Source organism: Cohnella sp. GCM10027633, from assembly GCF_042675445.1.
GTDB lineage: Bacteria > Bacillota > Bacilli > Paenibacillales > Paenibacillaceae > Cohnella.
Window position 1 is genome coordinate 893,581 of record NZ_JBHTGV010000001.1, and the last position, 17,814, is coordinate 911,394.

Annotated in this window: 15 protein-coding genes; 2 read left to right on the forward strand and 13 right to left on the reverse strand. The window is 59.9% G+C overall.

Translation table 11 applies throughout. The features are described from left to right. The first annotated feature begins 12 nt into the window (after window positions 1-12). On the forward strand, window positions 13-942 hold the full coding sequence (locus tag ACFQZG_RS04055; RefSeq protein ID WP_378150165.1) for a proline dehydrogenase family protein: 930 nt from the start codon (window positions 13-15) through the stop codon (window positions 940-942). A gap of 60 nt (window positions 943-1,002) precedes the next feature. On the opposite strand, the gene ACFQZG_RS04060 is transcribed toward ACFQZG_RS04055, so the two are convergent. From ACFQZG_RS04060 to ACFQZG_RS04080, 5 genes are all read right to left on the reverse strand, one after another. Then, window positions 1,003-1,230 (reverse strand): aspartyl-phosphate phosphatase Spo0E family protein, encoded by a 228-nt coding sequence (locus ACFQZG_RS04060; RefSeq protein ID WP_378150167.1) that lies wholly within the window; start codon window positions 1,228-1,230, stop codon window positions 1,003-1,005. 130 nt (window positions 1,231-1,360) lie between these two features. Then, window positions 1,361-2,557 (reverse strand): SulP family inorganic anion transporter, encoded by a 1,197-nt coding sequence (locus ACFQZG_RS04065; protein WP_378150169.1) that lies wholly within the window; start codon window positions 2,555-2,557, stop codon window positions 1,361-1,363. Between the two features lie 80 nt (window positions 2,558-2,637). After that, window positions 2,638-3,783 carry a family 8 glycosyl hydrolase gene (locus ACFQZG_RS04070; RefSeq protein ID WP_378150170.1) on the reverse strand — a complete coding sequence of 382 codons (1,146 nt, stop codon included), beginning with the start codon at window positions 3,781-3,783 and terminating at the stop codon, window positions 2,638-2,640. 168 nt (window positions 3,784-3,951) lie between these two features. Beyond that, on the reverse strand, window positions 3,952-4,278 hold the full coding sequence (locus ACFQZG_RS04075) for an L-rhamnose mutarotase (protein WP_378150172.1): 327 nt from the start codon (window positions 4,276-4,278) through the stop codon (window positions 3,952-3,954). Window positions 4,279-4,292: 14 nt separating this feature from the next. Continuing rightward, window positions 4,293-5,795, reverse strand: a complete 1,503-nt coding sequence (locus tag ACFQZG_RS04080) for an arabinose isomerase (protein ID WP_378150173.1) — start codon at window positions 5,793-5,795, stop codon at window positions 4,293-4,295. Between the two features lie 124 nt (window positions 5,796-5,919). Between ACFQZG_RS04080 and ACFQZG_RS04085 the strand changes: the two genes are divergently transcribed. Then, window positions 5,920-6,792 carry a helix-turn-helix domain-containing protein gene (locus ACFQZG_RS04085; RefSeq protein WP_378150175.1) on the forward strand — a complete coding sequence of 291 codons (873 nt, stop codon included), beginning with the start codon at window positions 5,920-5,922 and terminating at the stop codon, window positions 6,790-6,792. A 1,144-nt stretch (window positions 6,793-7,936) separates the two neighbouring features. On the opposite strand, the gene ACFQZG_RS04090 is transcribed toward ACFQZG_RS04085, so the two are convergent. The 8 genes from ACFQZG_RS04090 to ACFQZG_RS04125 all read right to left on the reverse strand — a co-directional run bounded on the left by ACFQZG_RS04090 (window position 7,937) and on the right by ACFQZG_RS04125 (window position 17,813). Next, entirely contained in the window at window positions 7,937-8,815 is an 879-nt protein-coding gene (locus ACFQZG_RS04090; RefSeq protein ID WP_378150176.1) for a glycoside hydrolase family 43 protein, read from the reverse strand. 61 nt (window positions 8,816-8,876) lie between these two features. Continuing rightward, window positions 8,877-10,532 carry an MGH1-like glycoside hydrolase domain-containing protein gene (locus tag ACFQZG_RS04095; RefSeq protein WP_378150178.1) on the reverse strand — a complete coding sequence of 552 codons (1,656 nt, stop codon included), beginning with the start codon at window positions 10,530-10,532 and terminating at the stop codon, window positions 8,877-8,879. A 111-nt stretch (window positions 10,533-10,643) separates the two neighbouring features. Further along, window positions 10,644-12,272: a response regulator transcription factor gene (locus ACFQZG_RS04100; RefSeq protein WP_378150179.1), complete on the reverse strand. Its 1,629-nt coding sequence runs from the start codon at window positions 12,270-12,272 to the stop codon at window positions 10,644-10,646. Beyond that, window positions 12,250-14,019, reverse strand: a complete 1,770-nt coding sequence (locus ACFQZG_RS04105) for a cache domain-containing sensor histidine kinase (protein WP_378150180.1) — start codon at window positions 14,017-14,019, stop codon at window positions 12,250-12,252. Before ACFQZG_RS04105 ends, ACFQZG_RS04100 begins: the two co-directional genes overlap by 23 nt. 40 nt (window positions 14,020-14,059) lie before the next feature. Further along, complete coding sequence (locus ACFQZG_RS04110; protein ID WP_378150440.1) at window positions 14,060-14,899, reverse strand: carbohydrate ABC transporter permease; 840 nt, start codon at window positions 14,897-14,899, stop codon at window positions 14,060-14,062. 9 nt (window positions 14,900-14,908) lie between these two features. Beyond that, on the reverse strand, window positions 14,909-15,799 hold the full coding sequence (locus ACFQZG_RS04115) for a carbohydrate ABC transporter permease (protein WP_378150182.1): 891 nt from the start codon (window positions 15,797-15,799) through the stop codon (window positions 14,909-14,911). A gap of 78 nt (window positions 15,800-15,877) precedes the next feature. Further along, window positions 15,878-17,236 carry an ABC transporter substrate-binding protein gene (locus ACFQZG_RS04120; RefSeq protein WP_378150184.1) on the reverse strand — a complete coding sequence of 453 codons (1,359 nt, stop codon included), beginning with the start codon at window positions 17,234-17,236 and terminating at the stop codon, window positions 15,878-15,880. Window positions 17,237-17,534: 298 nt separating this feature from the next. Continuing rightward, entirely contained in the window at window positions 17,535-17,813 is a 279-nt protein-coding gene (locus ACFQZG_RS04125; RefSeq protein ID WP_378150186.1) for a hypothetical protein, read from the reverse strand. Between the last annotated feature and the right edge of the window lies 1 nt (window position 17,814).

The window sequence follows — 17,814 nt, forward strand, 5'->3', positions numbered from 1 at the left end:
AGGAGTTGCGCGATGGGATGGGGAACGAGGCTGTTCCGCTCGATGCTGCTGTCGCTCGCGGGCAATCCGGCGGCGGAGAAGCTTGCCATGAAGTACGGAATGAAGCTCGGAGCAGGCAAATTCGTCGCCGGAGAGACGCTGGAGGAGGCGCTGGACCGGGTGCAATCGCTGAACGGCAAGGGGATCTCGGTTACGCTCGATCATCTGGGCGAAGGGATCAAGCGGTTATCGGAGGCTGCCGATTACGCGGCCGCCTATGACCGGCTGCTCGCTGGCATCCGCGAGCGAGGCGTCATGGCTACGATCTCTCTGAAGCCGTCGCAACTGGGCCTTACGCTCGATGCCGAACGATGCTACGCGAACATTCGGGACATCGTCTCCTCCGCCCGCCGGCACGGGAATTTCGTAACGATCGATATGGAAGGCAGCGCGTGCACGGACGCGACGATCGGCTTCGTGCGAAGGCTGCATGCGGAAGGGCTGGATAACGTTGGCACCGTCCTGCAGGCGTACTTGTACCGTTCGGCGGACGACCTCGAATCGCTGACGAACGAGCGCGTACACCTTCGGCTCGTCAAAGGCGCTTACAAAGAACCGAAGCGGCTCGCCTACCCGAAGCTGTCCGACGTCGACGGCAACTTCCTCCGGCTGATCGAACGCCGGCTCGGCGCGGACGCGTTCACCGCGATCGCCACGCACGACGAGCGAATCATCGATTGGACGAAGCGCTTCGTCGACGCGAACGGAATATCGTCCGACCGCTTCGAATTCCAGATGCTGTACGGCGTGCGATCGCAGTTACAGGAGCGGCTGGCCGCGGAAGGCTATGCAGTACGTTGCTACGTGCCGTACGGGCGCATGTGGTATCCGTACTTCGTCCGCAGACTAGCGGAGCGGCCGGCTAACGCGCTGTTCATCGTCAGAAGCTTATTCCGAAGCTGAATCGCGCGCATCAAAAAACCGAGCAGACGCATCGTCCGCTCGGTTCGTCGTTCTATTCACTTACATCTGCGTCGCGGTAACGTTCATTCGCGCGTGCAAGTACGTTAGGCTCTTCATCGATCGCTGCCTCTTGCAGCGAAAGTACTCGTTCAGTCGTTCGTCTAATCGTACTGAGATACGGAGAACCTCTTGATTGCGCAGATCGCCGCCGTGCATGAAAGACGCCAATACCATTGCGTTACGCAATCGTTCGATTCGTCGTTTCAGCTTTCCTAGCTCACGGTCCATGCTTCTCCACCTCCTCGAAGTAGACTGCCCACTGCCGATACCTGGATGTATAACCTAAGTCTAGCGTGAATGTATATTGTAAGTTACCGTATATTTGTTAGAAAAGTGTTAGGAAAGTATGAGCTAAACCTTACATTTTCGCAATATCCGCCCTACCCTCGGCTCGTCTCGAGAACGCTGCCCGCAACGCGAAGTGCAGGATCAAGCCGGCGACCATGCCGATCGCCAAGTTGTGCGTCGCGACGGAGACGATGACGGTTATCGCCATGACCGCAGTCTCCGACGTTGGAATACGGCGAATGCCCGCGACGGAGCTCCAATCGAAAATTTCGATGCTGACGAACAGCATGACGCCGACGAGCGCGGCCATCGGAATCATCGCGACTTCCGTGCCGAAGATCACGACGAGCAACAGCAGGATAATGCCCGCCGCGAGGTTGGACAGCCGGCCTTTGCCGCCGAGCTTCGTGTTGATGATCGACTCCGCGACCAGCGCGCAGCCCGCCATTCCCCCGAACAAGCCCGCGGCCACGTTGCCGATCCCCTGTCCGCGCATTTCCTTGTCCTTGCTTGTCTTCTCTCCAAGCAACTCGTCGATCTTGCTCTGCGTAAGCAGCGTCTCGCCGTAGCCGACGAGGGTAAGCGACAGCGAATAAGGAAGCAGAATGCCTAGCGTATGCCACGTCAGCGGAATGTCCGGCCAGTGCAGCATCGGCAGCGCGGACGTCATCGGCGCTTCGTCGCCGACGTTCGTAAGTCCTAGCCCAAGCGCAAGCGTTAGCCCTGTCATGACGACGACCGCGACGAGCGGCGAAGGGATCTGCTTCGAGATTCGCGGCCACAAGTAGATAACGGCCAGCGTTCCGGCGACGACGAGATACATCGGGAGCTTCTCCCCCGTAAAATATTGCAACTGCGTGACGAGAATCATAATCGCCAGCGCGTTGATAAACCCGGTGATGACGGACGGAGGCACGTAGTCCATCCATCTGCCTAGCCGGAATACGCCCATTAACAGTTGCATGATGCCAGCCAGCACCGTCGCCGCGAACAAGTACTCGATACCGTGCTCTTTCACGAGCGGCGTCATCAGCACGGCCATCGACCCGGCGGCCGCCGTCAGCATCGCGGGTCTTGCGCCGAACAGCGCCAGTGCAATAGACAGGACGATCGTGGCGTAGATGCCGACCATCGGACTGACGCCGGCGATGAAGGAGAACGCGATCGCGCCCGGGATGAGCGCGAGCGTGGAAGTCAGACCGGACAGAAAGTCGCCTTTCCAATTGAACAGCCAAGTGTCCGCGAGCTTATGTCTAATCGTACGCAAGTCTATGAAGTCCTTTCCGAGGTGCTAGAATCAGATTAATATATCCGCTTCCGCGCCGTCAGTCAAGACCGAATTGTTGCTTATTCGCTTTGCGGCATCCAGATTCGGAAATTGCCGCTAAGCGACAACATCGCGAACAAATACAAGCAATTATCGTAATAACGTCTATCGCCCTCGCGCGGCGACGTCCGCCAGAGCAGCTCGACGCAAGCTCGCGCGTTCGGGCCGTCGGCCGCGAGCGAAGCCATCGCGTTCGTCGCGAGCAATCCGACCGGATGAAGCGACTTCTCCTCGAACGGTTCGCCCGCGATCGTGTATCTGCGGTAGTCGTCCGGCGTCTTGTCCGCGAAGAAGCGCTGAATGCGATTCGCCTCTTCGACGTTCCATTCGTCTCCGCGGAACCATTCGTAGTCCAGCCCGACGTTCGCGGCGACCCGGTACGCATCGCTGAAGAAGTGCCCGTATCCGCGGTCGTCGTTCGGCGTCCCGTCGTAATGCGCGTATTCGGGCGCGAGTCCGGTCTCGGGATGGCAACTTACTTTGAGATACGCCCGACTGGCGTCCGCCGCTTCCTTCCAGAAGGCGCGATCTTCCGGATAAGCCCACAGCGCGAATAACTCGTAGAAATGCGGCAAATGATACGACGGATCGGAAAACTCGCAGTTCGGGATGAACTTGATGAGCTTGTTGTCCGGATTCCACATCGGTTGGCCGATGCCGTCCTCTCCCTTATGTACGACGTCGCGCAGAAGTTCGCGGGCTTTCGTTCCGTAATCGAGCGGAGCCGCGCCGTCGCCCCAGCGATGGGACGCGAACAATAGCGCCAGAGCGAAATACTCTTCGCCGTCCGGGGCAGGACCGTTCGAATTTCTCGTGCCGTCCGGCAGGCACGACCAAGCGAAGTACCCGGCGTTGACGCCTTCGGTCATATACATATAGTCGTACGTCCAACGCCAGATGCGATCGAAGACGTCTTTGCGGTCGAGCTGAACGGCCATCATCATGCCGTACGACATGCCTTCCGTCCGGACGTCCAGGTTGCCCGTGTCGAGCAGATAGCCCTTGTCGTCTCCGGCCTCGTAATAGATTCGCGTCTCCACGCCGCCTTCGAACAGCGCTTCCCACGTTGCGGTCACGCGATCCGCGATCTCTTGCTCCGAATACCCGCATTCCAATAACACGTTCCGGTATTGCCCGGTATAGAATGCTCCGCTTGCGTTCGCCATGGTGGATTCCCCTCTCGGTCTTCGTTGTCCACCTTCATTATAAGCAGGCGCGCGCCGCCTCCTACCCTAGCAAATTAAAGATCGTTCTTTCATATGTATAGATAATAAGAGCCGATGCAGCTAGTCGCTGCGCCGGCTCTTGGGCGTTGCTTCATATATGGCGCGTGCTTACTTCAAATAGAACACTTCGCGCATCGGCTTGATCGGCTCGGCTTCGTTGAAGTCGAACGAACCTTCGACCATCCGCGAGGTTATCGCGTTCCATCGGGTGCAGGGCTCGCTCTCCGAGATGATCGCGAACGCGGCTTCCACGTCGTCGCACTCGAAGCAATAGAAGAATCGGTTGCCGTGCTGAAAAATCGAATAGTTGCGTATGCCCGCGCGCGAATGCTCGGCCATAATGTCCGGCCAGGGCGCGAGATGCATCGCCACGTACTCGTCCAAGCATTCCGGCTTGATCGTCCAGGTCCATGCGAACTTCTTGCTGGTCTCCATTTCGTCTCGCTCCTTTACGCCATATTCACGTGCGCGATATTCATGAGCTCGCCGACCTTGCGGAACAGCGAAGCGTTATGGCCGATCGACAGCGCGCAATGGTGCGTCGGCGCCTCAGCGAACCAGCGTTCCATATATTCGTCCGGGTGCCTGCTGAACTTGACCGGCGTCTGCGTGTTGCCGATCCGCATGATCGGCCCGTTCGTCGATTCGCCTTCGCTGACGATCAACTTCAGCTTCCCGTCTCCCGTCTGAGTAACGTTCAGCGTCGTGATCGGCCCCGTCTTCACCTTCGCCTCTACCGACACGCCGGTTCCTTGCTTACCGTGGTACAGGCCCATGCCGCGCAGAATCGGCTTGCCTTCGGAGATCGCGACGTGGAACGGCCCGTCGTGGCCGAGCAGTATCGTCTCGTCGACGTAATCGACGACGACGATTTCGGAGAAGCTGCCGCCGGTGCCGAGGATGTCGCAAATCTTCATCGCGATGTTCGTCTTCAGGTCGCCTTCGCCGGAGCAAGGGATGCCTTGCGCGGTCAAGAGAGAGTGGCCGACGATGAAGCCGCTCTGCAGCTTCTCGTATTCGCCGCCCGGCGCGCCGTGATAATAGTAGGTCAGCGCGTCCAAGTCGTATTCGCGGACGAGTTTCTCCTGCGCCGCCGCCACCTTGCACGACCACGCCATCTGCTCCTCCGTCGGCTTTTTCGCTATCGGGTCGCTTGGGGAGTCGCCGCTGATCTGGAACAGGTGATGGATTTCCTCAAGCTTGGCTTTAACTTCCGCTTCCGTCACGCTTCTCAGCATCCGGTCGAGGTCGCACATCTCGAGAACCTCGAGATGCAAGCCCGTCTGCGCCTGCACCATCGTGAAGTCGCTGTACATGTCCAGCATGCCGCTGTACGTGTTGCCGAGGAAGCCGAACCGGCTGTGCCGAAGCGTCCGCGGCACCGCCGCCGCGCGCGCCCATTCCTCGATCTCCTTCCATGCGCGGATCGCTTCCTTGCGCTCGTGCGTGACTTCGTTCGTCAGCGAGATCGCCGGCGTGTAGTCGAGGCCGAGCAGCCCGTTCACGACGCGGAACGGAATGCCCGCCCGGTTGAACGCGTTCGCGAATTCGGGTACCGGGCACGCGCCGCAATGCGCGAGCCATTCGCCCGTCGTCGTCCGCTCGTAATTGATCCGCTCCGTCGGCTGCAGGTTAAGGAAGACGAGGGGCGCCTTGTTGATCTGGTGAACGGGCAGCACCGTCGAACTCGTCGAGTAAGTCGCCGCGTGGCAGAAGACGATATCGACGTTGTTGGCGTTCAGCCACTCTCCCGCTCTTCGTCCTTCTCCTTCCGTGTCGACGAGGCCGAAGTTGCGCACCTCACCCCAAGCGGACAAGCGCCGTTCAATGAATTGGCCGTACTCGAGCAGCCGTTCGCGCAGCCCCGGGAATTGCTCCCAATATGCGCGAAGTCCGACGGAATAAAGTCCGATGCGCGGCTTGCGGCTCGGTTTCACTGGTTGCAGGATCATCGTGTTTACCCCTCCGATGGCGTATGCCATAATAGAATGATACTCCTATCGTAAGGGCTTACAACGTTATAATCATCCAACGATATTGGGAGATAATCATAGAATCTTGGGGTGGGTGTTTCATATGGCCTATCGGGAAAAAGCGGAGTACGCCTGGACGGAGACGTCGGTCCGGCTCGCCAATACGCCGTCGGCTTTCGCGAAATCCGCGCTTCCGTACGTGCAAGAGGTCGGCCACTTCGAGGCGTTGCCGGCCTACTATACCGAGCGCGAGCGCCTGGACTCCTATCTGATCGTCTATACGGTGTCCGGAGAAGGAAGGCTGACTTACGGAGAACAGACGCGCACGCTGTTGCCGGGGCAGCTGTTCTATATCGATTGCATGAACTACCAGCATTATCGCGCGGGCAGCGACGGTTGGGAGCTGCTGTGGGTGCACTTCAACGGCGGAGCGGCGAGAGCTTATTACGAGCAATTCTCGGATGGCGGCGGTCCGGTATTGTCGATGGGGGATGGCGCCATGGCGCCTGGATATATTCGCGAACTAATCGAACTCAACCGCGTCAAGAGCGTCCGCAACGAGCTGTTGTCCGCCAAGCTGCTCGTCGAACTGCTAACGGAGATTCTGATCGCCGGTCCGCTCCCGGACGCTGGCGCGACGCCGATGCCCGCCTACGTGAAGGACGCGATACGTCTCATGGAGACGTCGTACGACGAGAAGCTGACGCTGGACGACATGGCGCAGCGGTTCTCCGTGAACAAGCACCATCTTGCCAAGGCATTCAAGAAACACACCGGCTTCTCTCCAGGCGAATACGTGATCAACCGGCGCATGACGCGCGCCAAGGAGCTGCTCAAGTATTCGACGCTGCCGATCGCCCAGATCGCGGAGCAGATCGGCATCGACAACATCAGCCACTTCATCAACTTGTTCAAGGACCGCACCGGGCTGACGCCTCTCGCGTTTCGCAAGTCGTGGCAGTTGAGTCCTCGTTGACGGAGGGCCGGGAGGCGGGAGTGTAACTCGGTCCCGTCGACCAGTAACCCGGGTTCGCCGGGCTATTGCGCGCCGCCGAACGCCATTGCGACCAGTAACCCGGTTTCGCCGGGCTATTGCGCCTCGCCGAGCCATTTCGCGACCAGTAACCCGGTTTCGCCGGGCTATTGCGCGCCGCCGAGCCATTTCGCGACCAGTAACCCGGTTTCACCCGGCTATTACGCGCCACCGAGCCCATTCGCGACAAGTAACCCGGTTTCGCCCGGCTATTACGCGCCGCCGAGCCATTTCGCGGCCAGTAACCCGGTTTCGCCCGGCTATTACGCGCCGCCGAGCCATTTCGCGACCAGTAACCCGGTTTCGCCCGGCTATTACGCGCCGCAGAACGCCATTGCGACCAGTAACCCGGTTTAGCCGGGCTATTGCGCGCCGCCGAGCCATTTCGCGACCAGTAACCCGGTTTCCCCGGGCTATTACGCGCCGCCGAGCCATTTCGCGACCAGTAACCCGGTTTCACCCGGCTATTACGCGCCACCGAGCCATTTCGCGATCAGTAACCCGGTTTCGCCGGGCTATTGCGCCTCGCCGAGCCCATTCGCGACAAGTAACCCGGTTTCGCCGGGCTATTGCGCCTCGCCGAGCCCATTCGCGACAAGTAACCCCGTTTCGCCGGGCTATTGCGCGCCGCAGAACGCCATTGCGACCAGTAACCCGGTTTCGCCGGGCTATTGCGCCGCACTACTGTTCGGATTAGTCAAACTACAGGAGCTCCGATGGGCATTCGGCGTGCTGTAGTTCGGTTTAGTCAAACTACAGGAGCTCTGATGGGCATTCGCCGCACTACTGTTCGGATTAGTCGAACTTCAGGAGCTTCGATGGGCATTCGGCGTGCTGTAGTTCGGATTAGTGGAACTACAGGAGCTCCGATGGGCATTCGGCGCGCTGTAGTTCGGATTAGTGGAACTGCAGGAGCTCCGATGGGCATTCGGCGCGCTGTAGTTCGGATTAGTGGAACTGCAGGAGCTCCGATGGGCATTCGACGCGCTACAGTTCGGATTAGTCGAACTGCGCCAAAACTGCGCCAAAACTGCGCCAACATGCGAAAGGCAATCGACTCTAAGAGACGATTGCCTTCATGAACCTTCTAGCGAACCTTCAGCCTGCCCTCCCGCTCCTCCAGCGGGATGAAAACCGGACGCTCGTCCGGCGTGCTGTTCGGCGTATGCAGAGCCAGCATCACGCCGCCCTCGCACGTGCGGAAGATCATGCCGTGCCCGCCGTCGCTGTCGAACAGCGGTTCGGGATCCTGCGTCCACGGGCCGGCGATGCCGCCAGACGCCGAGCGCGCGATCGCCTGCGCATAGCGGCCTTGGCGGAAGCTCGACCAGAGCAGCAGCAGCTCGCCGTTGTCGCAGCGGTACGCGAACGGGCCGTCGGTGACGTAGCCGGTGCCGTGCCGCGGCGAGTTCACCGCGTCGACCCACGCCGCCTCGTTCGCCGCGAACAACTCGACCGGCTCGCCGATCGCCCGGTCGAGCTCCGGCGACAGCCGAAGCGCGCATACGGTGCCGTTCTTGATCTGCACCCACTCGTGGCAGAACACGATCCACGGCGTGCCGTCCGGATCGACGAACAGCGTGCCGTCGAGGCACTCCCAGTCGCGAGGCGTGACCGGCCCGTCACTGTGCGGTACGAACGGGCCGAGCGGCCTGTCCGCGACCAGAATCTGCGTCCCCCGGCAAACGCCGTCCACCTTGAACGTCGCGAACATATAATAGCGGCCGCCGTACGCATGTACCTCGGGCGCCCAGTAATTTTTGTCCGACCAGAAGTCCGCATCCGGACGGAACGCCGGGAACGGACCTTCCCACTCCTCGAGATCCCGGCTTCGATAGACGTCGAACCCGATGCCCTTCGCCTTCCAAATGTCCGGATCGGTAGAACCGTACATATAATAGCAGCTTTCGCGGTCCAATCTCAGCACGAAAGGATCGCGCATCTGAATTTGCTCTTTGAACAACATCGTTTCGGCACCCTCGCTCCCCTATATGATCGTGCGCTATGGCATGCTCCCGCTCGTCCTCTTAATCGTACGTCGGCATGACGACGCTCGGCTCCGACTCGGTCTCCCAACGTCCATCCGCGAACCGCAGCACCTCGTTGCCCGCGACGCGTATCTGGACGAGCTCGCCCTCGTGCAGCAGCCACCCCTCGACCGTCCGCACCGTCATCCCGATTGCCTTCAGCAAACGACCGCTTCGGTCGGTCACGATCCGCACGCCCGCGGGGAATTGGCACAGCAGTTCGCCGTCCCGGTAGATCTCGCATTCTCCCCTCGTGTTCCGAAGCTCGAACCGGACGCCGTCGACGTTCCGGCTATACGCCGTCTCGTCCGCCAGCTTCTCGCCGTGATCCCGCGTCTGCGGCAACAAGCCGGTGAACCACAACTCTCTGTCCGGCGTCGGAACGATGCCGCTTAGCCGCTCCACGAAATCCAGTACGCACAGCAACGCCGGGGAATACGTCTCCGTGAACCCCTCTTCGCCCGTCCATGGGCTGAGGCATTGGCCGAAACGCTTCATATGCGCCATCGCCGAGACGATCGGCTGCATGATCCACGTCAGCTCGACGTAGCGGCCGTGCTTCTCGAACGCGTGCGGCGTCCGGATCAGCGTCAGGAAGTTGACCGCGCCCGCCCACGTATTGTAGCTCGTAAACGGATCGAATCGCGGATCGTCCATCGCCACTGACGTAAGGGGATATTTCGAGAAGAATTTCCGCGTGTTCAGCAAGTACCGCCGAAGCGACGCCGCGAAGAACGCGTCGTCCCCGACCTCGCAAGCGAGCACGCGCAGCAGCACGTCCGTCTGGATGCGCACGAACGCGCCTCCCCGGTCGACGTCGTAGAAGAACCCGTCGTCCTCGTGATAACACGCCGCGACTAAGCGATCCAGCGTCTGTTCCGCCTTCGCCCGCCAATCATCGCCCTCGTCGCCCAGCCCGAGCTCGTCCGCCATCCGGGCGAGATACAATCGGCTGCAATAGACGCTCGCCGTCAGATCCGGCGCGACCAGCGGCAGCGTCGGCACGTCCGGGTCATACCACGTCGGATCGTCCATATACGGCGTATCGGGAATATGCCAGAACCTCGGCGACAAGTCGTGCCCCGTGTCGAACGTGCAGAACACTTCGACGCAACCCGTCCCCCGCGTGTCCCGATACTCCGCCAACCAGGCGTCGTAACGCGATAACGCCCCGTACATAACAAGCAAAAACTCCCTATCTTGGCGACCGTTCACCGCGTAATGGTTCCATACGCTTCTCGCCGGCGGCGTCACCAGTTGAATTTGCTTGAACACCGGCCCGCTCGCCGTTACTTTGTACGGCAGCAGCCCGTCCTCGCGCTGGAACCTGGCGAACTGAGCGAACGTCGACCGAGCCGCCTCCGGACAGAACCGCGACAGCAGCTCCGCGTTGATCGTGCCCGTGCTCTCCAGCCAGCAGCCGAAGTAGACGCCGCCCTCCTGCAGAATCGCTTCGTCTCTGTCGTTAGGCTTCACGCAATCCGCCAACTTGCCGACGGCCGCGTAGTAGACGTCCTCCAGCCCGCCCGGCGAGGAGGCGAACCGAACGCCTGACCTCTGGAACGACGCGTGCAGCTCGCGGCCGGCATCCGTGCCGCTATCGCCCGTTCTACCCGCCACGTCGATATCCCGCAACTTTTCCAATATCGTGCTCACCGCAGCTCCCGCCTCCTTGTATCCCCATGCCGTTATCGTTATCTTCCGTCCGTATCCATCCCCATGCCGCTATCGTTACCTTCCGGCCTTATCCTCCGCGAACCGCGGTCGTTACCTTCTGTATTCGGACGGGCTATACCCCGTAATCGATTTGAACACTTGGCTGAAGTACGTCGAGTTCTGGAACCCGACGCGCTCGCTGACCTCGTACACCATGTATTGGCCCGTGTCGATCAGCTCGATCGCCTTGCGAATGCGGAACTTGTTGAAGTACGTGACGAACGGCTCTCCGGTCACCCGCTTGAACAGCTGGCTCAGGTAGTTGCGGTTCACGTGCAGGTTCGCCGCGATCTGCTCCAACGTCACGTTCTCGTGATAGCATCGTTCGATATACTCCTTGATGACCCGATCGACGAGCGCGTGGCTCTTCTTGCCCGCAATCTCTTCGCGCAACTGAGAGATCAGCCGTGCAACGGTATCGTCCATCCAATCGGTCATCTGCCGGACGGAGCCGCAGCGGCTGAGCTGAACGAGCAGCTCCTCGAGCCCCGTCTCCGGATCTTCCGCTTGCTGCTCCGCGGTCTGCAATGCCGTCCATAGCGCGCTCGCGATGCCGGCGCATACGCCCTTGCAGACGGGAAGCGACGCATTGCCGCCCGCCAGCTGAGACCGCACGGCCTGCCACTGTTCCCCCGCCTGCTGCCATTGCTTCTGGAAGACGGCGTCGTGAAGCCGCCGAACGTCGTCCATCGAGACGGCGCGGACCGGATCGGGCTTCACCGACGCCGAGTAGGCGTAGACGCGGTTCCACTCGTTCATCTCCGCGACCTCGACCGCGCCGCGGCTCTCCAAGTACGAATCGATCAGCCGATCGTACCCCGTCTTGCCCATTCCGAGGCCCGCCAGCGCGGACAGCTTCATGTATTGCAGAATGTTGTCCAGCATCTCGTTCGAGACGCGCAGGATGAACGGCAGGCCGCCTTCTTCCATCTGTACTTCGGGATCCCCGAGGAAAATCACGACGAACTCCTGGTCCGAATACTCCAGCACTTCCGCGGACAATCCCGGCTGCCCCACGAGATGTGACTCCAGCAGCTCGCGAATGATGTTCCCCGTTCCGAACCGCAGCAGCTGCCAGTCCCGTTCCTCTCTCCGCGCCGTTACGTCGGAACGGACGAGGCTGAGCGTCAGCGCCCGCACCGTCGCCCGCTCCGGCAAGCCCATGAACGCGATTCGGTCCAAGGGGAGCTCCTCCGGCCGATACCGCGTGGCGATCAAGTCACGGAAGAAAGCATCCTTCATCGACCGCTTCACGACGTCCTGCTGCTGCAGGTAGCTCGCCAGCAGCTCGTCTTGAACCTTCGGCTCGTTGATCACCTGCAGCACTTCGCGCACGACGAATTCGATCTCCGCGATGCTCGGCGGCTTGAGCAGGAAATGATGCACCCCGGAGGACACCGCCTTGCGCGCGTTCGCGAGATCGTCGTAGCCGCTTAGGATGACGATCGGGACGTCGGGATCGATGCCGCGGATCGCCTCCGTCAGCTGGAAGCCGTCCATGTTCGGCATGTAGACGTCCGTAATGACGAAGTCCGGCCGCAGCTCGCGGAACTTGGCCAAGCCTTCCGCCCCGTCGGCGGCCGTCCCGACGATGCGCACGCCCATGTCCTCCCACGGGATATGCTTCAGCAACCCGTTAATGACGTAATCGTCGTCGTCAACCAATAGAATCGTATTCATGCGTCAAGCTCCTTCTCAGTTGCTCCATATCCTCCTCGTGCCGAATGATCGGCAGGCGGATGACGACGCGCGTGCCGCCCTGCTCGCCCGGCGCGACCTGCACGCCGTACTTCGGGCCGCAATACAGCTGGATGCGGTCGATGACGTTGCGGATGCCGATGCCGCCCGTCTTCGCGACGTCGAAGCCTTCCGGAACCCCGCACCCGTTGTCCGCGATCGTGACGAACAGCTGCTGGCCGGCTCCTTCGTCGCGCGCTTCGAACGTCACCCTCACGATCGCCTTCTCGCCCTTCTGCCAGCTGCCGTGAATGACTGCGTTCTCGAGGAACGGCTGCAGGATGATTTTCGGGACGATGACGTCGTGAAGTTCGCTCTCCACCTGCTCCGAATATTCGATGTTGAAGTTCTGCCGGTATTCTTGAATGACCATATAACACCGGGCGTGGATGAGCTCGTCTCTCACGGCGACGTACCACTTGTCGTTGCTGAGGCCGATCCGGAACAGCTTGGACAGCTGCTGCACCATCTGGCTGATCTCGTGGGCGTTGTAGTCGAGCGCGCGCCAATGGATGAGATCGAGCGTGTTGTATAGAAAATGGGGCTTGATCTGCGCGTGCAGCAACTGAATCTCCGCTTCCCGGCGGTCCCGATGCTCTTGATTCAGACGGCCGACCAGCTCCTTCAGCCGGTGTACCATTCGGTTGAATTGCGTCGACAAGTACATGTATTCCTGGATGCTCGAAGCCTGCATCCGGACGTTGAAGTCGCCCTTCTCGACGGTACGCATCCCTCTCACGATGCCGTTAATCGGGGACGTCAGCTTCCGCGACAGCCAGAACGCCAGCGGAATCGTCACGAGGAGCAGCCCGCCGAGCAGCGCGATGATGAGCAAGCGGATCTCCTTCCCGCTCTGCCGGAGAACGTCCTTGGCGATCAACTGCTGAAGCATCCAATATTCCGAGTTCTCTTCCGTCTGAATGACGCTATAGTGCGCGCCGGCGACGTCCTGCGGCGGCGTTCCTTCGCGAATCGGCGCCTCGAAGCCCCCGGGCAGCATCGCCGCGATATATCTTCCGCGGGAATCGCGAACGACGTAGTAGTCGTCGCCGTTCGGCGTCCCGTCGTTCTTGTTCAGGATGTCGAACAGTTGCCGCTCCGGAATGTTGATCTTCACGATGCCGAGCAGCTTCCCGCGATCGCCGGAGATGCGGTGGGCATAGCTGACGACCCGAAGGACGCCTCCTCCGGCGAGCTCGTCGTGCGACGCGATCCAGAAGCCGTCCGTCTCCTCCAGCCGGGCGACCCAGCCTTCGGTCTTCGCGTCTGCGAGCGTATGCAAGTACGGACTCGGAAATTGCGGCTGTCCCGCGATCCAGTCCGTATAGAGCTCGATCGAATGCAGGCCGCCCTTCACGGCGGTCAGCTTCTTGAATTCGTCGTTCAGCAGCCTCGTCTTCGTCACGAAGTCGTAGTCGCTGTCCGGCGGCGAGCCCAGGTATTGCTGCACCATCGTGTTCGTCACGAGGAACAGCGCCGTATCCTGGATGCCGGTTACGTAGTTCGATAGGTTTTGCGATTTCTCGTCCAGCAGCTCCGCCTTCGTCTCGCGGATCTCGCGATAGGCGATGTTCGAATACGTCTCGTAATAGACGAAGCCCGATACGAGCAGTAACAGGCCGCTGAATCCGATGAAACCAAGCATCATCAACGTGAATAGCTTCGTCGGATAGGTAACCAGTTTGCGCATCGGGCTCATTCCTCTTCTTCAAGCAGTGGTACGAACTATTTTATCCTTTTATGCCGGTCGTCGCGATCCCTTGGGTGAAGTATTTTTGCCCGAGGAAAAAGATCGTCAGGCTCGGCAAGATCGACAGCACCGACATCGCGAACACCGCGCCCCAGTTCGAGCTGCCGCTGGAATCCAGGAACAGGCGCAAGCCGAGCGGTACGGTGAACTTCTTGATGTCGCTCAGATAGATGAGCTGGCCGAAGAAGTCGTCCCACGTTCCCATGAACGTGAAGATGGCGGCCGTGATGAGCGCAGGCGAGCTGAGCGGAAGAATGACGCGAACGAACAGCGTGAACCAGCCCGCTCCGTCGATCTTCGCGCTCTCGTCGAGCTCGCGCGGAATGCCGCGGATGAACTGGACGATCAGGAAGACGAAGAACGCGTCGCCGAGGAACTTCGGCACGGTCAGCGGAAGATACGTATCGACCCAACCGAGCTTGTGGAAAATAATGTACTGCGGAATGAGCGTCACGTGGCCCGGAAGCATGAACGTGCCGAGCATGAGCGCGAAGAACAGCTTCTTCAGCGGGAACTCGATGCGCGCGAACGCGAACGCCGCCATGGACGAGCTGATGACCGTGCCGACCACCGCGATGGCGCACAGCAGGAGCGAGTTCAGGAAGAACCGGCCGAAGTTGATGTTGCGCATGCCGTGCCAGCCGTTCGAGTAGTGCTCGAGCGTGAACGCGGACGGCCACAGGCTTTTCGACGTGAAAATCTCGGTCGTCGGTTTCACCGAAGCGCTGAGCAGCCAGAATACCGGATAGAGCATGATGAGGCCGCACGCGAGCACGATGGCGTGAAAGAGGACGGACTTGAGTTGTTTGGGCATCGTCATCGTCATCGCTTAGTCCCTCCCGTCCGAATAGTACACCCAGTAGCGGGAAGTGAGGAACAAGACGCCGGTGAACGCCGCGATGATGATCAGCAGCAACCAGGCCATGGCCGACGCGTAGCCCATTTCCAGGAAGGTGAACCCTTTGATGTACAGGTATAGCGAATAGAGTAACGTCGAGTTGATCGGACCGCCCGAACCGTTGCTGATGATGAACGCTTTGGTGAACGTTTGGAACGATTGAATCAACGTAATGGTCAAGTTGAAGAAGATGACGGGCGTAAGCAGCGGCATCGTGATGCGCCAGAACTTGCGCATGATGCCCGCTCCGTCGACGGTAGCGGCTTCGTACAGCTCGCCGGGAATTTGCTTCAATCCCGCGAGGAAGATGATCATGACGGAGCCGAATTGCCACACCGACAGCCCGATCAGCGAGTAAATCGCGAATCGCGGATCGGCGATCCAGTTATGCCCCTCGATCCCGAGGAAGCCCAAGCCGTCGTTGAAGATGCCTTCCTTGTCGAACACTTTCTTCCAGAGCACGGAGATGGCGACGCTGCCTCCGAGCAGGGAAGGAATGTAATAAATCGTGCGGTAGAAACCGAGGAACTTCATGCCTTGATTGAGCAGTACGGCCAATCCGAGCGCGAACGCGAGACGGAAAGGAACGGACAGGAATACGTATTGCAGCGTAACCTTGATCGAGTCCATCATCCGGTAATCGTCCGTGAACATCGTCTTGAAGTTGTCGAAGCCGATCCACTTCGGCGACGTGAGCAAATCGTATTGGGTGAAGGATAGATAGAACGAGGCTCCGATCGGGCTTAACGTGAGGCAGACGAAGCCGATCAGCCAGGGCAACAGGAACAGATAGCCGGCCAAGTATGTTTTATATTTCTGCATCTCGTGTGCTCTCCAATCTGGGAGGACAAAGGGAGCCGCGGTCGGCTCCCCTTCTCCTGATTCTCCGGTCGGTCCGGCTTACTGCGCGTTCGCTTTGGCGATCAGCTTGTCGATCTCGGTCATGAACTCTTCGGCTGCCGCGTCCACGGACTTGGCGTTAAAGCCGATCTTCTCGCTCGTCAGCTGGAGCAGCTTGATGAGCTCGTTGTCGAGCGGGAACTGTACCCACACGACCGGCGGAGCGACTTCGGCGACGAGGGAGATGTAGTCGTACATAAGCTTGTCGACCGGCGTCGATTGCGCCGCGAGGGCGTCGCGGATCTTGCCCGCCGGCGGAACGCCGCGCGTATTCCCCAGAATCGCGCCCGCTTCGGGATCGTTCACCATGAAGTCGATGAACTTCGCGACGACTTCCGGATGCTTCGTGCCTTCGTAAGCCGTGATGTATTGGCCGGAGAGCGGCGGAACCATACCGCTGCCCGCAGGGCCGTTCGGGAACAACAGCAGGCCGAGCGAGTCTTGCGTCAATTGCTGCAAGCCGGCCAGCTGGGACGCGGAACCGCTCTGGATCGCGACTTGGCCTTTGACGACGAGCGAAGTGTCGGCAGCCGTCGGCGGATTCGCGACTTGCACGTCCGCAGGAACGACTGCTCCCGCGCCGCGAAGGTCGGACCACAGTTGGAACCAGCCGATCGCGTCTTCCTTCTCGAAGTGGCGCTGGCCGTCGACGTCGTACAGCTTCTTGCCGTAAGCGCCGAGGTACGACGCGAACGCGCCCGAATCGCTCGACAGGTCATAGAGGGCGTAGTTACCGTCGCCAAGCTTCCCTTGCAAGGCGATTGCCGCGTTCTTCAGATCGTCGTACGTCCAGTCCTTCGTCGGAACCGTCACGCCGGCTTTCTCGAACAGCGCCGCGTTATACATGAGGCCGGTCGAGTTGACGCCGAGCGTCACGCCGTACAGCTTGCCGTCGAACGTCGCGGATTGCACGAGGCCTTGGTTGAAGTCGTCGAGCTTGATCGCGCTGCCGACGTATGGCGTCAAGTCGAGCAGAGCGCTCTTGTCTACGTATTCTTTGATGTTGCCGCCCATTTGGATGAGGTCTGGCGCGTTGCCCGCGGCAATCTGGGTGTTCAGCTTGTCCATGTATCCGTCGAAGCCGGAATATTCCGGGGTGATCGTAACGCCCGGGTTTTTCGATTCGAACAGCTCGATCGCTTTTTGCGTTTTTTCGTGGCGCTCGTCGGAGCCCCACCAGGACATCCGGAGATCTACTTTCTCGCCCGCGCTAGCGGACGGCGAAGCCGATCCGGACGCTGCAGGCGCGGAAGCCGACGGGCTTGCGCCGCTTTCATTGTTGGCGTTGTTGTTGCCGCACGCCGCTAACAGCATAGTCAAGGTAAGCATGGTTACTGCGACTGTCTTTGTCTTTAACATGTATCTAACCCTCCTTGATTGGTTACTGCTTCTTTATTGTAAAAGAGGGGCGATTCGATAGACATAAACAAAAGTAAGGGAAAGCATAACAAAAGTTAGTTGTTTGGATGAACGAAGTTAGGAGATGCGGCTGGACATTAAGGTTCGCATGCTCCATGTCCGTTATTCCAAGGGGGATGACGGCTTGCGGCGCGCGGGTTCTGCTGTTGCGGTGGCGCGTTGGCGGGGATTGGGTTGGTACTCCGAAATAACGGAACGCGGTGCCGCTATTGCGTCTATCCTCCGGCAGTACGTCGTATTAACGGAACGTGGCGCCGCTATTGCGTTTCTCCTCCGGGGATTCGCCGTAATAACGGAACGTGGTGCCGCTATTGCGACTCTTCTCCGGGACTTCGCCAAAATAACGGAACGTGGTGCCGCTAATGCGTCTATCCTCCGGGACTTCGCCGAAATAACGGAACGTGGTGCCGCTATTGAGTCTCTCCTCCGGGACTTCGCCGAAATAACGGAACGTGGTGCCGCTAATGCGGAAAAGACCGCCCCCGACGCCAATCGCGCCGAAAACGGTCTTACGCAAA

What these genes read in the sequence shown, in the direction of transcription:
- ACFQZG_RS04055 (WP_378150165.1), top strand. Translation starts at nt 13, where the DNA reads ATGGGATGGGGAACGAGGCTGTTCCGCTCGATGCTGCTGTCGCTCGCG.
- ACFQZG_RS04060 (WP_378150167.1), bottom strand. Translation starts at nt 1,230, where the DNA reads ATGGACCGTGAGCTAGGAAAGCTGAAACGACGAATCGAACGATTGCGT.
- ACFQZG_RS04070 (WP_378150170.1), bottom strand. Translation starts at nt 3,783, where the DNA reads ATGGCGAACGCAAGCGGAGCATTCTATACCGGGCAATACCGGAACGTG.
- ACFQZG_RS04075 (WP_378150172.1), bottom strand. Translation starts at nt 4,278, where the DNA reads ATGGAGACCAGCAAGAAGTTCGCATGGACCTGGACGATCAAGCCGGAA.
- ACFQZG_RS04080 (WP_378150173.1), bottom strand. Translation starts at nt 5,795, where the DNA reads ATGATCCTGCAACCAGTGAAACCGAGCCGCAAGCCGCGCATCGGACTT.
- ACFQZG_RS04085 (WP_378150175.1), top strand. Translation starts at nt 5,920, where the DNA reads ATGGCCTATCGGGAAAAAGCGGAGTACGCCTGGACGGAGACGTCGGTC.
- ACFQZG_RS04090 (WP_378150176.1), bottom strand. Translation starts at nt 8,815, where the DNA reads ATGTTGTTCAAAGAGCAAATTCAGATGCGCGATCCTTTCGTGCTGAGA.
- ACFQZG_RS04100 (WP_378150179.1), bottom strand. Translation starts at nt 12,272, where the DNA reads ATGAATACGATTCTATTGGTTGACGACGACGATTACGTCATTAACGGG.
- ACFQZG_RS04105 (WP_378150180.1), bottom strand. Translation starts at nt 14,019, where the DNA reads ATGCGCAAACTGGTTACCTATCCGACGAAGCTATTCACGTTGATGATG.
- ACFQZG_RS04110 (WP_378150440.1), bottom strand. Translation starts at nt 14,899, where the DNA reads ATGACGATGCCCAAACAACTCAAGTCCGTCCTCTTTCACGCCATCGTG.
- ACFQZG_RS04115 (WP_378150182.1), bottom strand. Translation starts at nt 15,799, where the DNA reads ATGCAGAAATATAAAACATACTTGGCCGGCTATCTGTTCCTGTTGCCC.
- ACFQZG_RS04120 (WP_378150184.1), bottom strand. Translation starts at nt 17,236, where the DNA reads ATGTTAAAGACAAAGACAGTCGCAGTAACCATGCTTACCTTGACTATG.